Annotated in this window: 12 protein-coding genes; 9 read left to right on the top strand and 3 right to left on the bottom strand. The window is 73.4% G+C overall.

Annotated elements, in window-relative coordinates; genetic code table 11:
* Positions 1–93 precede the first annotated feature (93 nt).
* The 6 genes from LPU43_RS08210 to LPU43_RS08185 all read left to right on the top strand — a co-directional run bounded on the left by LPU43_RS08210 (position 94) and on the right by LPU43_RS08185 (position 8023).
* On the top strand, positions 94–750 hold the full coding sequence (locus LPU43_RS08210) for a hypothetical protein (RefSeq protein ID WP_229399650.1): 657 nt from the start codon (positions 94–96) through the stop codon (positions 748–750).
* Positions 737–3055: an NACHT domain-containing protein gene (locus tag LPU43_RS08205; protein ID WP_229399649.1), complete on the top strand. Its 2319-nt coding sequence runs from the start codon at positions 737–739 to the stop codon at positions 3053–3055. Before LPU43_RS08210 ends, LPU43_RS08205 begins: the two co-directional genes overlap by 14 nt.
* Before the next feature lie 5 nt (positions 3056–3060).
* The gene (locus LPU43_RS08200) at positions 3061–3876 is read left to right on the top strand and encodes a hypothetical protein (RefSeq protein ID WP_229399648.1); all 816 of its coding nucleotides are present in this window, start codon (positions 3061–3063) and stop codon (positions 3874–3876) included.
* Positions 3877–3980: 104 nt separating this feature from the next.
* Entirely contained in the window at positions 3981–5108 is a 1128-nt protein-coding gene (locus tag LPU43_RS08195; RefSeq protein WP_229399647.1) for an OmpA family protein, read from the top strand.
* Positions 5109–5122: 14 nt separating this feature from the next.
* Positions 5123–6412 carry a hypothetical protein gene (locus LPU43_RS08190; RefSeq protein ID WP_229399646.1) on the top strand — a complete coding sequence of 430 codons (1290 nt, stop codon included), beginning with the start codon at positions 5123–5125 and terminating at the stop codon, positions 6410–6412.
* Positions 6413–6730: 318 nt separating this feature from the next.
* Positions 6731–8023, top strand: coding sequence for a serpin family protein (locus LPU43_RS08185; RefSeq protein ID WP_229399645.1), 1293 nt, complete (start codon positions 6731–6733; stop codon positions 8021–8023).
* A 52-nt stretch (positions 8024–8075) separates the two neighbouring features.
* Here the strand turns inward: LPU43_RS08185 and LPU43_RS08180 are convergent, their stop codons facing one another.
* Positions 8076–9002 (bottom strand): LysR family transcriptional regulator, encoded by a 927-nt coding sequence (locus tag LPU43_RS08180; protein ID WP_229399644.1) that lies wholly within the window; start codon positions 9000–9002, stop codon positions 8076–8078.
* 117 nt (positions 9003–9119) lie between these two features.
* Here LPU43_RS08180 and LPU43_RS08175 point away from each other — a divergent pair, with 117 nt between their 5' ends.
* Positions 9120–10187: a YeiH family protein gene (locus tag LPU43_RS08175; protein WP_306416119.1), complete on the top strand. Its 1068-nt coding sequence runs from the start codon at positions 9120–9122 to the stop codon at positions 10185–10187.
* 84 nt (positions 10188–10271) lie between these two features.
* Here LPU43_RS08175 and LPU43_RS08170 read toward each other — a convergent pair whose 3' ends face one another.
* Positions 10272–11123 (bottom strand): DUF72 domain-containing protein, encoded by an 852-nt coding sequence (locus tag LPU43_RS08170; protein ID WP_505845360.1) that lies wholly within the window; start codon positions 11121–11123, stop codon positions 10272–10274.
* Positions 11124–11327: 204 nt separating this feature from the next.
* On the opposite strand from LPU43_RS08170, the gene LPU43_RS08165 reads away from it, so the two are divergent.
* Positions 11328–12047 carry a Clp protease N-terminal domain-containing protein gene (locus LPU43_RS08165; protein WP_229399643.1) on the top strand — a complete coding sequence of 240 codons (720 nt, stop codon included), beginning with the start codon at positions 11328–11330 and terminating at the stop codon, positions 12045–12047.
* A gap of 110 nt (positions 12048–12157) precedes the next feature.
* On the opposite strand, the gene LPU43_RS08160 is transcribed toward LPU43_RS08165, so the two are convergent.
* Complete coding sequence (locus LPU43_RS08160; RefSeq protein ID WP_229399642.1) at positions 12158–12676, bottom strand: hypothetical protein; 519 nt, start codon at positions 12674–12676, stop codon at positions 12158–12160.
* A 200-nt stretch (positions 12677–12876) separates the two neighbouring features.
* Between LPU43_RS08160 and nfi the strand changes: the two genes are divergently transcribed.
* Positions 12877–13578: a deoxyribonuclease V gene (gene nfi / locus LPU43_RS08155; protein WP_305073700.1), complete on the top strand. Its 702-nt coding sequence runs from the start codon at positions 12877–12879 to the stop codon at positions 13576–13578.
* The last annotated feature ends 17 nt before the right edge of the window (positions 13579–13595 follow it).

The following is a 13595-nucleotide window of genomic DNA, read 5'->3' as shown; positions in this document are numbered from 1 at the left end:
CGGCTCGCCGGCGACCTGCGTGCCACGGTGGCGGCGGCGTTGAAGGAGTGCCCGCTCGGAAGCCAGTGGTTGGTCCGCAAGGACGGCGACAGCATGACCATCGTCGTGCCCTCGGTGGTCAGCAAGGAAGAGATCATCGGGGAGTTCCCGCCCCGGGTCGACCGGGAGCTGCGCAGGTCCAACGCCGGGCTGCTGCCGGAGGCGCAACTCCGGATCCGGATGGCTGTCACGCACGGCGACGTCGTGGTCGAGGAGGACGACCTGATGGGCGGCCCGGCGCTGGTTGAGGCGGCGCGGATCCGGGACATCGCACCGCTGCGCCGGGCGATGGCCGCCGCGCCGGAGGCGTTCCTCGGTCTCGTGCTCGCCGACCACGTGTACCGGACGTCGGTGCGGGACGGCGACCCGGCGCTGCTGCCGCGCGCCTACCGGCGGGTCGTCGCGGCGGACAAAGACTACCTGGAGCCGGCGTGGATCCGGCTGTGGGGCGTCGAGCTGCCGGGGGATACGGCCACGGTCGACGCGGGCACGAACCCCACCGGCCCCACCGAACCGCCCAGCCCCACCGCCTCTACCAGCCCCCCGGGCCCCGACCGTGCCACGGCCACCCCTGAAGAGGTCGAACGGGGCGCGGACGGGCGAGGCGCGGGCGACACGTACGACATCTCCGTCGGCGTCGTCCAGGGCGGTTTCGCCGTCGGCAGGAACGCCACCTCCCACCACTACGGGGCGCGGCATGACCGGCGATGACGACCTCGACCAGGTCGGCGTCGCGGCGCCGCCGCCGGAGGCCGGCGTGGCCGACGTAGCCCCGTCGGCGGACGAGATCGGAACCGCCGACCCGGCGGACGGCGACGACCGTCCCGGGGCGTCGTCCGACGCGCCGGTGGACCCGACGCCGCAGGAGCAGGCGGCGGCCCGGAAGGACGTCGCCGACGGCGGCCCGGGTGCGGCCGACAGCCGTAGGCCGGAGACGTTGCACGAGTGGCTGCCCAAGCAGCAGTTGGGCAAGCCGTCGTCGGGCAAGACGCCCGACGAGGCGGAGTCCCCGGCGGAGGCCTTCAACCTCCAGCGGGGTGACCAGTACCGCACGCGCGTGCACACGGTCGACGGCCCGGCGGCCTTCGGGACGAACGCGGTCTCGGTCCAGGTCAAGCTGGGCGGCCAGCAGATCACCCTCACCCGCTACGAGCTGACGGACGTCGACCTGCAGCAACAGCGCCGACGGTATGTGCAAGGGCCGAACTTCCCATCGGCTCTCGCCACGCTTCGTACCGAAGGGCTGGTGATCGTCCGGGGCCCCGACGGCAGCGGCCGGCGGGGCGTGGGTCACGCCCTCCTGGAGCGGATGTACGCCGAGGGGCGGATCGTCGCGGTCGGCGGGCTGGTGATGCCCGACGGTGTCGTCGCGGGTGAGGTGCTGTCCCAGTCCGAGGCGATCTTTCCAGCCGGCTGGGGTCTGGTCCTCGAAGTCCGCGACGGTGCGGATCTCGCCGACGAGTCGACCGTGGAGGCCTACCGCACAGTGGTGGGGCACGGCGGCCGTGGGTACGTCGTGCTGCTCGGGCCGTCGGCGGGTGAGGCCGAGACCAGCCGGTACGCCGTCACCCACGACTGGCCGGACCCGGCGGCGGTGCTCGAACGCTACCTGGAGACGGAGCTGCCCGGATTTCCTCCCGACGCGCTGCGGACGGTGCTGACCGACGAGGCGACCACGGAGTACCTCGCGATCAACCGCCGTCCCGGCCGCGTGGTGAAACTGGCCCGGGCCCTGGTCGAGGGCCTGCGGCAGGGAAAGGCGGCCGAGGAGGTGGTGGCCGCCCTGGAGCCGGACTGGCGGACGGTGGCCCGGGCGGCGTTCGAGGACGCGCTCGTGGCCTCGTCGGCCGCCGACCCCTTCGGGGGCCCGCGACGGCAGGCCCTGCGCACGGCGTACGCGATCTTCGACGGCATCGAGCTGGTCGACGTGCTCTCCGCCGCCGAGCAACTGCTCGGCATGCTGCGGCTCGTCGAGGCACCGGATTCCACACCCGCCCGGCCGGTCTTCGACGACGGCTTGGAGAAGCTCTTCTATCCCGACATGCTGGGCGACCTCGGCGCCGGCAAGGAGGCGTCGCCGCGCCGCGCCCAACTGCGCAACGCCGCGCTCTCGGACGCCTTCCTCGATGTCGCGTGGAACGACTACGACACGACGCGGGAGGTCCTGCTGTACTGGCTTGACCGGGTCGTCACGAGCGGTCGCCCCGCGATGAGGCTCCGCGCCGCGCAGGCCGTGGGGAAGCTCGCCGTGTACGACTTCGAAAAGATCATGGCGGACCTGATCCGGCCGTGGGCGCTGGACACCAACGGCATGCGCCGGCAGGCGGCGGCATGGGCGCTGGAACAGGTCGGCCGCAACGACCGATTCGTCATCCGGGTGCGCCGGCGGGTCGGCGACTGGGTGTCGAGCAACGACCCGGAGTTGCACGACACGGCAGCCAGGGTCTACGGCACGGAGCTGGGCGTGGCCATCCCGGATGTGGCCCTGCGCGACCTGCGGGTCATCGCCGCCGATCCGCGACAGCGGGCGTACCGGAGCGTCGGCCGTGCGGTGGCGGGCATCTACCAGGAGGCCGGCTCGGCGGAGCTGGTCTTCGACCACGTCGACGCCTGGTTGACCGATGACGCGGCGGACGTCAGGACCCACGCCACCTGGGCGGTCCTCTTCCTCGCCCGGCTGCTCGGCCGCGACCGCCCGGAGTGGCCGCAGCTCCTGGTCGACGCGACCGTCGTACCCGAACGGCTGCCGGCGCTGGTGCGGATGTGGAAGGCCGCCCTCGCCGACCCGACGACCGCGTACCCGGCCTGGGACCTGATGCGGCAGTGGCTGGAGCTGCCGTACCGCCCCGGTGGCCCGCACGAGGACCTCTCCGAGGCGCTCTCCGGCCTGGTGCGCAGGACGCTGGTCGACCGGCGGCTGCGCAAGCGTGGCCTCTGGCACCTGCGGCTGTGGCACGGCCGCCGCCCCGAAGACCTGTTGCTGAAGGAACTCATCGACCGACCCACGGAGGACTGAAGCCGATGACGACGTACGAATCCGACCGGAAGCCCGGCTTCTGGCGCCGACTCTGGAACCGGCTGACCGGGGGACGTCCGGAGGCACGTTCGGAGGCACGTTCGGAGCAGCCCGCGACTTCGCCGGCCGCCAGCGTCCCGATCACCCCGCTGACCGAGTCGATCGACGCTGGGACGCCGCTGGCGATCCCGGCGATGGGCGAGGCGTACGACTTCCAGGTGCAGGTGGAGGCGACCTGGTCGGCCGCGGTGACCGACCTCGACGACCTCAGGACCCGCGCGGACCGGCACTCCGAGAGCGTCCGCCGCGCGGTGCGGGACGTGGTCTGGCAGGTGGGACGGGCCTTCGCGCCGCACCGGGCACTCGACGCGGAGCGGGCCATGGTCGAGGCGCTGCCCGCCGATTTCTGCTTCACCGACGCCGGGGTCTCACTGCGCTGCCAGGTGAAACTGCGGGTGCGGCCGGACGCGCGGGTGGTCGACGTGCTGCTGGCCTACTCGCTCATGCGGGTGCGGGCGGACAACGTGGAGGAGGCGGCGGCCCGTTGGCGGGAGATCCTCACCGGGTTCACCGGCCAGGACGTCGGCGACCTGGTCCTGCCGTACGCCGCGCAGCTGACCGACAAGCCGTTCGCGGCGTCGGTGACCGGGTTGGAGAACGCCCGCCACCAGGCCCGTACCGACCTGGCGGACGTGCTCGACCGGGCCGCCAAGAGCCACACCCGCGTGGGCCTGTTCGAGTTCGCCGAGTCGTACGAGGCCGCGCTGCACGCGTTCCGGCGCAGCCAGGGCCTGCCCGTCGGAAGTGGTGACGACTCATGAGGCCGGCGGTACGCCGATGGCTCGTACCGGTGGTCGTCGCAGTCCTGGCCGCACCGTCGCTGGTCGGGTGCCGGCCGCCAAGCGGCCCGAAGCCCTGCGAGTGGATGGGCGAGCCCGGGGAGGCGACCGGGCGGACGGCACTCCTGGTCGACGTCAGCAACTCGACCCGGGCCACCGGCCCCGCTGCGCCGGACTACCGCAACGCCCTCGACGAGTTCATCCGACGGGCGGTCGAGGGGCGGGACACCGTAGCCGTGGCCCCGTTCAGCGGCACCACGGCGGGCCTGTCGTGGAGCGCCTCCGAGCGGTCGACGGACTGGAAGAAGGACGACGACAACCCGGACAACCAGAAGGACCGCCGCCAGGAGGCCGAGGGGTGCCTCGGGAACTGGCTCGACGCGGCCCGGACGACCAACCCGGCCGCGCCGGGCACCGACATCCTGCGCCCCGTGGCCGTTGCGGCCGACTGGCTCCGTCAGGGCGAGGGCACCAAGCGCCTGGTCGTCGCCACCGACGGCTTGGTCACGTCGGGCTGCGCCAGCCTGGTGAAGTCGGATTTCGGCGGCGGTGACGAGATCGCCGCGCTGACCGCCGCGTGCTCGGCGGAGGCGGCGCAGGAACTCCGACGGGACGTGTTCGTCGGCATCGAGGTGAGCTTCGTCGGCATCGGCCATCCCGCCGCCGGTCAGCCGTTGCCGACGCCGGCTCAGGTGCAGTGGCTGACCCGGCTGTGGAAGGAGTTCTGCGAGTTCCAGGGGGGTGACTGCGACGTCCGAGCCGCCTCGTTCGGCGGCAACCCGGAGGATCCCGGCTCGCAGCCCGGGCCCGTGACCGGGGTTGGGGATCCGGTGGTGCGGTACGGCACCGCAACGCAGCGGTACAGCCTTCCGGCAGCCGCGCTCTTCGACACGGGCGAGGTCGTGCTCCGGCCGGCCGCCACGCCGCTGCTCACCGAACTCGCGGTGACGTTGCGGACCGGCGCGACGACGCGGGTGCAGGTGATCGGCTTTGCCGACCCGCGCGGCGACGACAGCGCCAACCGCGACCTCTCCAGGCACCGCGCGGAGGCGGTCGCCCAGTTCCTCCGGGGGGAGGGCGTGCCGAACGTCGTGGCCGAGGGAAGGGGCGAGATCAACACGTGCGTCGACGGGACCAGCTTTCCGGTCACCGCGACGGCCGACGATGAGACCCAGTGCGCCCGTCGGGTCGACATCCTGGCTTCTCGATCGTGAGGAGAGACATGGTGATGGATGAGGTAGCGAGCAACGGCCGGCGTTGGCAGGCGCCGACGCCCTGTCCGGCCTCCACTGTCCTGCTCGGCAACCCGGTCGTGCGGGCAGGGGAGCAGCGACCGGAGGACCTGGAGGCGGCTGCCCTGTTGCGCGCGTTCGGCAGCGGCAACGCGGCCCTCCTGGCATCCCAGGCCGCACTGGACAGCACCGGCGATCAGGTGGTGGAGCGGTACCACGCGGCGCAGGCGGCGATCGACGCGATCGACCGCTTCGTGTCTCGGGAGCGGGTCGTGGAGGCACGTCGCGCGGAGCAGACGGTCACTCAGTCGCACGCGAACGACGGGGCGGAGAACCTGCGCCGCCGGGTCCTTCCGAAGTGGGCGGTCTGGGTGGTGCTGGCACTCGCGGCGGTCTTCGACGTGGCGTTCGTGGCGAACGTGGTGCAGCGGATCTTCGGGGCCGGCCCGTCCGAGATCGTCTACTACATCGCCTACCTGCCCGGCATCGGCATGGCCCTCTGCCTGCTGGCCGCCGGGCAGAGTCTGGCGGAGCACTTGTTCCGACACCGGGTCCGGGTGACCCGTGCCCGCCGTCGTGGGCCGCTCAACCCGTGGCTGCTGCTGCGCCGGGCGCTGTGGCACTGGCGACCCGAGGAACAGACTCGGCAGGAGCACGACCTGCCGTGGCCTCGGCTGGCCGGGCCGGTGATCCTCGCCGTCCTGACCGTCAGCGTGCTCGCCGCAGGCGCCTACGTGCGGTCCACGCAGGCGAAGTCCTTCGCCGCCCTGGTCAGTTTCCAGCCGGTCTTCGTGGGCCTGCTGGTGCTGCTGAGCGTCTCCGCCATCGCCGTCAAGGTCCTGTCCCACAACCCGTACGCGGACCGGGCGAAGGAGGTGGCCAAGGACATCACCGATCTGGAGGAGCAGGCCAAGGAGTTGACCGATGCCGGCCGGAGCGAGTTGGTGGCGCACAGGAAGGCGTGGAACAACCTGAAGTCCGCGATCGCCTCGGCGGAGGGCGAGGCGGTGCGGGTGGTGGAGGAGGAGTGCGCCCGCATCCTCGACGATCGCGGCCGGCGCGGTGCGGAGGGGCCGATTCGGCTGCCGCTCACCGTGCTGCGGTGGCCCGAGGACGGTACGGAACCGTCGGCGGAGCCGGTGCTGCCCGCGCTCCGCCTCGACATCCTCCAGCACGCCCGGGAGGTGGCCGCGCAGCACGACCCGCAGAGCTTGCAGAAGGCGTTCGACACGCTGGTGGCCGCGCTCCACCAACAGTTCCGGCCGGTGACCGCCGGCACGCGTTGACGCCCCGACGTCACCTGGCCTCGGCGTTGGGCGTGGCGCGGCATGAGAACGGCCACCGCATGATCATCGATGGTCTGTGCTGACAAGCGAGGATCGTGCGGTGGCCGCGTGTCACGGCTTGGGTGAGGCGGCTCGGCCCGGCGAGGCGGCTCAGGCGGCGATGCGGTCGGCGAGCCCCGCGCCGGCCGCCACCGCTGCCTCCTCGGTGCTGTCCTGGTTGGCGTATCCGAGCCGCACAAACGACCAACATTGACAAACCTTGATTAATTTCGGCGTTGTGGCTGGTGGGACCCCATGAGGCTGCTCTACCGTCAACACATGGTCTCGCGTCGATCGATCCTGCGGGCGGTGCCGCTCGCGGCCGCTGCCGTTGCCGCCGCCCCGGGTAGTCCCGGTTGGCTGGGCCCGTCGTCCACCTCGACGGATACGGTTCGCCTGCCCCCCGACCCGGCCACGATGCAGGCCGCCGCTGCCGCCGTGCGCGGCTTCACGGCCGACCTCTACCGCACGCTGGCTTCGACCCCCGCCGGCGGCAATGTGGCGTTCGCGCCGTACTCGATCGGGCTCGCGCTCGCGATGACCCGGGCGGGCGCCGGCTCGACCACGGCGGACGAGATGGACGCGGTGCTCCACGCGCCGTATCCGCGACCCACCGCGCTCGACAGCGGGCTCAACACCGTCGACCAGTCGCTCGCCGGCCGGTACCAGGACGGCGACGGAACCAAGAAGCCTCGGCTGACCACGGCCAACGCCCTGTGGACGCGGCTCGACCTGGGGCTGCGACCCGGGTTCCGGGACACCCTGGCCGGCCACTACGGTGCCGCGCCGCGCCCGGTCGACTTCGGGGGCGCGCCGCAGGTGGCCCGCCAGGAGATCAACACCTGGGTGTCCGAGCGGACCAACGCGAAGATCCCGGAGCTGCTGCGGTCGGACGCCGTGAGCCCCAGCACCAGGCTGATACTGACCAACGCGACCTACCTCAGGGCGGCCTGGAAGTACCAGTTCACCCTGGCGGCCACGGCGCTCGGGCCGTTCACCAGGGACGACGGCACCGTCGTCGACGTCCCGATCATGCGCGGGCCGTTCGACAGGATGGGCTACCTGGAGGGGGACGGGTGGCGTGCGGTCGACGTGCCGTACGCGGGCGACGGGCTCGCCATGGCCATCGTCATGCCGACCCGGGGCAACCTGGCAGCGGTCGAGGCGAAGCTCGACGCGACGTGGCTGGGCGCGCTGCTGACCGGGTTCCGGAGCGTCGACGTCCAACTGCGCCTGCCCCGGTGGACGTTCCGCCTGCCGGTCGAGTTGGGTGCCGCGCTGAGCGGCCTCGGCATGCCGACGGCGTTCACGTCCCAGGCCGACTTCACCGCCATGAGCACCGAACCGGCCCTGCGCATCGACAACGTGGTGCACGAGACGTTCATCGCGGTGGACGAGAAGGGTACGGAAGCCGCAGCCGCGTCGGCCGTCATCGTCCGGCCGCCGTCGATCCCGCAGGGGCCGCAGTTCTTCGTCAACCGGCCGTTCCTGTACGTCATCCACGACCGGCTCACCGGCGTACCGCTGTTCCTCGGCCGGGTCCACAACCCGCTGGTCACCGGCCCGGCCTGACCGGCGCGGCTTCGTTCTCGGCAGCGGGGGAGCCGCGCAACGCGGTGGTCGGCTAGCGCGAAGACCCGACCGGGCCCCGCTGTGGCCGGGCCGAGATGGCGAGGAGGTCCTGAGCCGGCCCGCGCGGTCGTTGGCCTGCCCGCCAGACCGCGCGCAGCGGGCGGCTGAGGTCCACGCCGGTCACCGGGACCCGCACGAGGCGTCCGGCGGCCAACTCGTCGTCGATCGCGAGGTTGCTCAGGACGGCGGGGCCGGCGCCGGCGGCCACCGCCGCGCGCAGCGCGCTGGTGGTGGAGAGTTCCAGCAGCGGCGCGGCGAGCGGCGCGTGGGCGCGCAGGGCGGTTTCCAGGGCGTGCCGGGTGCCCGAGCTGGGTTCCCGCTGCACGAGTCGGGTCGCGGCGAGTTCGGCCGCCTCGATCGGGTGTCGTCGCCGCGCCCACCGGTGCCCGGGATGGGTCACGACGGTGAGTTCGTCATGGGCGACGATGCGCGAGTCCAGCCCCGGGGGCACCTGCGGCCCCTCCACGAAACCGAGGTCCACCGCGCCGTCACCGACCGCTCGGGCGACGTCGGTGGAGTTCATCGCGTGCAGGCTGACCGCCGTCTGGGGCCGCTGCGCGGCGAGCCGGACGAGCCACGTCGGCAACAGGTGCTCCGCCACGGTGAGGCTCGCGGCGACCCGCAGCCGTACGTCCCGCTCGGCGCGCAGCGACCGGATTCCGGCGTCGAGTGTCGCAGCCGCCTGGAGCACGTCGCGCGCCCAGTCGGCGACCAGCCGACCCTCGGGCGTCAGCGTGGATCCGCGCGGGCCCCGCTGGATCAGGGGGAACCCGACGAGCCGCTCCATGGTGCGGACCCGGGCCGTGACGGCGGGCTGTCCGACCCCGCGCGCCTGTGCCGCCCGACCGAGGCTTCCGGTGGCATCGACGAGGAGCAGCAACTCCAGCGCCTCCAGATCAGGAACTCGTGACAAATCCACGCCAACAACCCTACGTCGACCCATCAGTCGTCCTGATGACCCCATCACCCCGAGACGCCTACTGGCCCGGCTGCCGCTGCCGCATTGTCAAGGGCATCTCACTTCTCGGGAGGCGTCGTGGTCAACGGAGTCCGGAGCAGGCCCAACCTGGCCCTGCGCCTCGCGCATCGCCGGCCCGCACGCCCTCGGCCGCAGCCACGGCGCCGGACGCCGGGCGTTGTTCCCGGCCTGCTCGTGGTCGCCGCGTCCACCGGGGTGGCGTTCGCCGTGTCGTGCCTCCTGCCGGCCGTGCCCACGTCGACGGTCGCCGTGGCGCTGGGGCTGCTCGTGGTCAACCTCGGACTGCACCGCCCGGTGCTGCACGCCGGCACCCGGGTGGCCTCCCGACACCTGCTGCAATTCGCGGTGGTGCTCCTCGGCCTGCAACTGAGCCTCCGCCACCTGGCGCAGATCGGCGTGCCGGGGCTCGCCGTGGTCGTCGGCACGGTCGCGGTCACGTTCACCGGCACCCGGCTGCTCGGGCGGATGCTGAAGGTGCCCCGCGCCCGCTCGCTGCTGGTCGCCACCGGCTTCTCCATCTGTGGGGCCTCGGCCATCGCGGCCATGGAGAAGGTGACGGACCGCCACGACGACGACGTCCCCGCCGCCGTCGCGCTGGTCACGCTGTACGGCAGCCTCGGCATCGCCCTGCTGCCGCTGCTACGCGGTCCGCTGGGCCTGGACCCGTTCGCGTTCGCCGAGTGGGTCGGTGCCAGCGTCAGCGACATCGGGCAGACGGTCGCCACCGCCGGCCACGCCCCCGGCACGCTCCAGACCGCCGTCACGGTGAAACTGGCCCGGGTCGCGCTCCTCGCGCCTCTGGTGGCCGCCGTGGCCGTCGCCGCGCGTCGCACCGCCGCGCAACCGGAGACGGCGGCCCGTCGACCACCCGGGGTGCCGCTGTTCCTCGTCGGGTTCCTCGTCGCGGTCGTCCTGGCCAGCACCGACCTGATCCCGGAGCGACCGGCGCTCGCCCTGCGCCACGTGCAGGACGTCCTGCTGGTCGCCGCCCTGTTCGGGCTCGGCACCGGCATCCACCTGCCGACCCTGTGGCGTACCGGTGGCCGCACCCTCGCGCTGGGGCTGGCCAGTTGGCTTCTGGTGACCAGCACCGCCTACGCGGGCGTGCGGCTCCTCGGCCACTGACGTCGCCCGGCCGTGAAGACCCCCGTCGCGGCGGGTGAGGCCGTCGCCCCCGTCCACCGGTTGTCGAGGCCCTGGCCGCCCGCTTCAGAAGAGGGTCGCCGGTTCGGCGGGCAACGGCTCGGGCAGGGCCTCGACGCCGGGCACCGCCGCCCGTACCGCGTCGTAAAAGCGGCGGGCGAGCACCGGCGCGTCGGCGTTGTCCGGGGTGTGGATGAAGACGGTCGGCGAGCGGCCCTCGCGCAGCCATCCGGCGGTGACCTCGACCCAGTGCCGCCAGCCCTCGACCGTGAGCGCGGGGTCGTCGCGGCCGAGGTAGCGGACGACGGGCCGGTCGGTCAAGGCGACCGTCCGCAGCGGCAGGCGCGGTTTCCTGGCCCACGCCTCCCGCTCCGCGTCGCTGGTCGGCGGGGTGCGGAAGAAGGCGGTGGTGTCGAACGGGACCCACTCGGTCTCCGTGCCGGCGAGGGCCGCCTCCAGCAGCCGCGTCGCGCGGGGGTCGGCGAAGAACGCGGGGTGGCGGACCTCCACGGCGTACCGGTGGGAGGTGGGGAGCCGGCGCAGGAAGCGGGCGAGCACGCCGACGTCGGCGGGGCCGAACGAGCCGGGCAGTTGGATCCAGAGGGCGTGGGCCCGCGGGCCGAGCGGCTCGATCGCGTCCAGGAAGCCGCCCAGCGCCTCGTCCGCGTCGGTGAGGCGGCGTTCGTGCGTGACGAGCTTCGGCAGCTTGAGCACGAACCGGAAGTCGGGGTCGGTCTGCCGCGCCCACGAGGCCACGGTCTCCCGGGCCGGGGTCGCGTAGAAGGTGGTGTTCCCCTCGACCGCGTTGCACCAGCCCGCGTAGTGCCGCAGGCGCTCGTGGGACGGCAGCGAATGGGCCAGCAGCCGCCCCTGCCAGGAACGGTGGGCCCACATCGCGCATCCCACGTGCAGGCGCATGGCCACGGAGCCCTCCCACCGGCGACGGCGACCCGCCCGGGCGCGCCCGTCGCGTCCCGGCCGCCGGCCGCACCGGACACCGTATCCAAGGCGGCGTCGCCCTCCTGGGCGGGCCGCTCGCCGCAAACCCCGGGCTGTCGCGAGCTGAACCTGATCGTCAACCCGGGGTTGACGCGAGGAGATGCGTCAACCTATGGTTGACGAATGACGAATCCCGTCCAGATGCCCAGTTCGATCCGTCTCGACGAACTCATCGCGGCGATCAAGAAGGCCCACGAGGACGCGCTCGACCAGCTCGCCGGGGCGGTCGTGGTCGCCGACCACCTCGGCGACCTCGCCGACCACCTCGTCGGCCACTTCGTCGACCAGGCCCGTCGCTCCGGCGCGTCCTGGACCGACATCGGGCGCAGCATGGGGGTGAGCAAGCAGGCCGCGCAGAAGAGGTTCGTGCCCAAGGCGTCCGCCGAGCCGTCGACCCTCGACCCCGACCGGGGGTTCGGCAACTTCACGCCGCGCGCCCGCAACGTGGTGGTGGCCGCCCAGGAGGAGGCCCGCACGGCGGGCAACACCGAGATCGGCACCGCGCACCTGGTGCTCGGGCTGCTCAGCGAGCCCGACGGCCTCGCGGTGCGGGCGATCGGCGCGCAGGGTGTACCGCTGGAGCGGGTCCGCGAGGCCGCGACCGCGAACCTGCCGGCCGGGGCCGACGCGGTGCCCGCCCTGATCCCGTTCGACCCGGCGGCCCAGAAGGCGCTCGAACTCACCATGCGGGAGGCGCTGCGGCTCGGCCACCGGCACGTCGGCACCGAGCACGTCCTGCTCGGCCTGCTGGAGCTGGAGGACGGCGCCGGCGTGCTCAACGGCCTCGGCATCACCAAGGCGGGCACCGAGACCGCCGTGTCCGAGGCGCTCGCGGCGATGTGAGGAAGGCGCCCTCGTCAACGCCCCCGGTGGAGAAGGTGCCCCTTCTCACCGAGGGCGTTGGGCGGCGCGGGGCGGCGGCTCCGGGCGGGTGACCCGGGGTGGCGCGGCGGTCAGTCGGCGGCGGGGAAGCCGTACCGCTCGGCGTGCTCGGGGTCGGCCGGGTCGATCTGGCGGACGCCGGCGTCGGCGAGCCGCTTGTTCACCTCGTCGAGCCGCTCGCGGACCAGCCGGGCCTCCTCCTCGGTGACCCGTCCCCGGTGCGGCTTGCCGGCGTGCTCGATGGTGCCGTAGTCGATCTTCTCGGCAGCCTTGCGCGCCTTCGGCGGGCGGACCCGCTCGGCGGTCTTCAGCAGTTGGGCCATCGGCACGTCGGTGGCCATCGCGTCGAACTCGCTGGCGGTTAGCACCACCCGGCGGGGCTCGCCGCCGCCGTGCCGGTCGTGCACCTCCACCACCGCGACGTCCAGCGCGGCGTCGTCGATGCTCTCCACCTCGGCGGGGGTGGCGTCCAACTGCACGGGCCCGGCCACCAGGTCGGGGTGCTCCAACACCACGACGCGGACCGTCTCGTCCTCCGGCCGCAGTACGGTGCCGCTGAAGTCGGAGACGTGGATCGTCTTCTTGCCCATGCGCGGAGCTTCTCCTGTCGGTGGCCGGGATCTCGGGACCACAAGAAATTACCCGACAGGTGTGCGAAAGCCGCGGTTGGACCGGGCGGGTGTGTCGCGCCGGAAGGCCGGGGCGCGGTTCCGTCCGGCGGCGCAACGCCCGGCGTCGATCCCGCCGTCGTAGGAACCGTCGCACCGGAACCGTTGCATAGGATCGGCCGATGCCCGAACGGACCGCGACCGGGGCGGCGGCGGGGCCGACCGGGGGGCCGCCGCGCACCGAGGCCGAGGCGCTCGCCGTACAGGACCGGTTGCGCCGGCTCGTGGACCCGGTCGGACCGGGCCCCGCCGCGCCCGCGACGGTGGCCGGTCTCGACGTCGCGTACGCCGAGGACGGCGACCGCCTCGCGGCGGCCGTCACCGTGCTGGACGCCCGGACGCTGGCCGTGGTGGACCAGGCCGTCGGCATCGGCCGACCCGCCTTCCCGTACGTCCCCGGGCTGTTCGCCTTCCGGGAGGCACCCGCCCTGCTCGCGGCGCTGGACCGGCTGGCCGTCCGGCCGGAGGTGCTGGTCTGCGACGGGCACGGGCTGGCCCACCCGCGCCGGTTCGGGCTCGCCTGCCACCTGGGCGTGGTCACCGGCCTGCCGGCGATCGGGGTGGGCAAGACGCCGCTGGTCGGCGCGTGGCAGCCGCCGGGGCCGGCGCGGGGCGACTGGTCGCCGCTGCGCGACGGCGACGAGGTGGTGGGCCGGGTGCTGCGTACGCGGGACGGGGTGAAGCCGGTCTTCGTCAGCGTCGGGCACCGGATGAGCCTGGACGACGCCTGCGCGCGGGTGCTCGACCTGACGCCCCGGTACCGGCTGCCGGAGACCACCCGGACCGCCGACCGGCTCTGCCGCGCCGCCCTGAACGCCGCCTGAACCGCCCCGCGCCGCCC

The sequence above is a fragment of the Micromonospora okii genome (genome assembly GCF_020884795.1).
Taxonomy (GTDB): Bacteria; Actinomycetota; Actinomycetes; order Mycobacteriales; family Micromonosporaceae; genus Micromonospora; species Micromonospora okii.
Note: the sequence above shows the minus strand (reverse complement) of the source record. Positions and strands in the feature narration are given on the sequence as shown.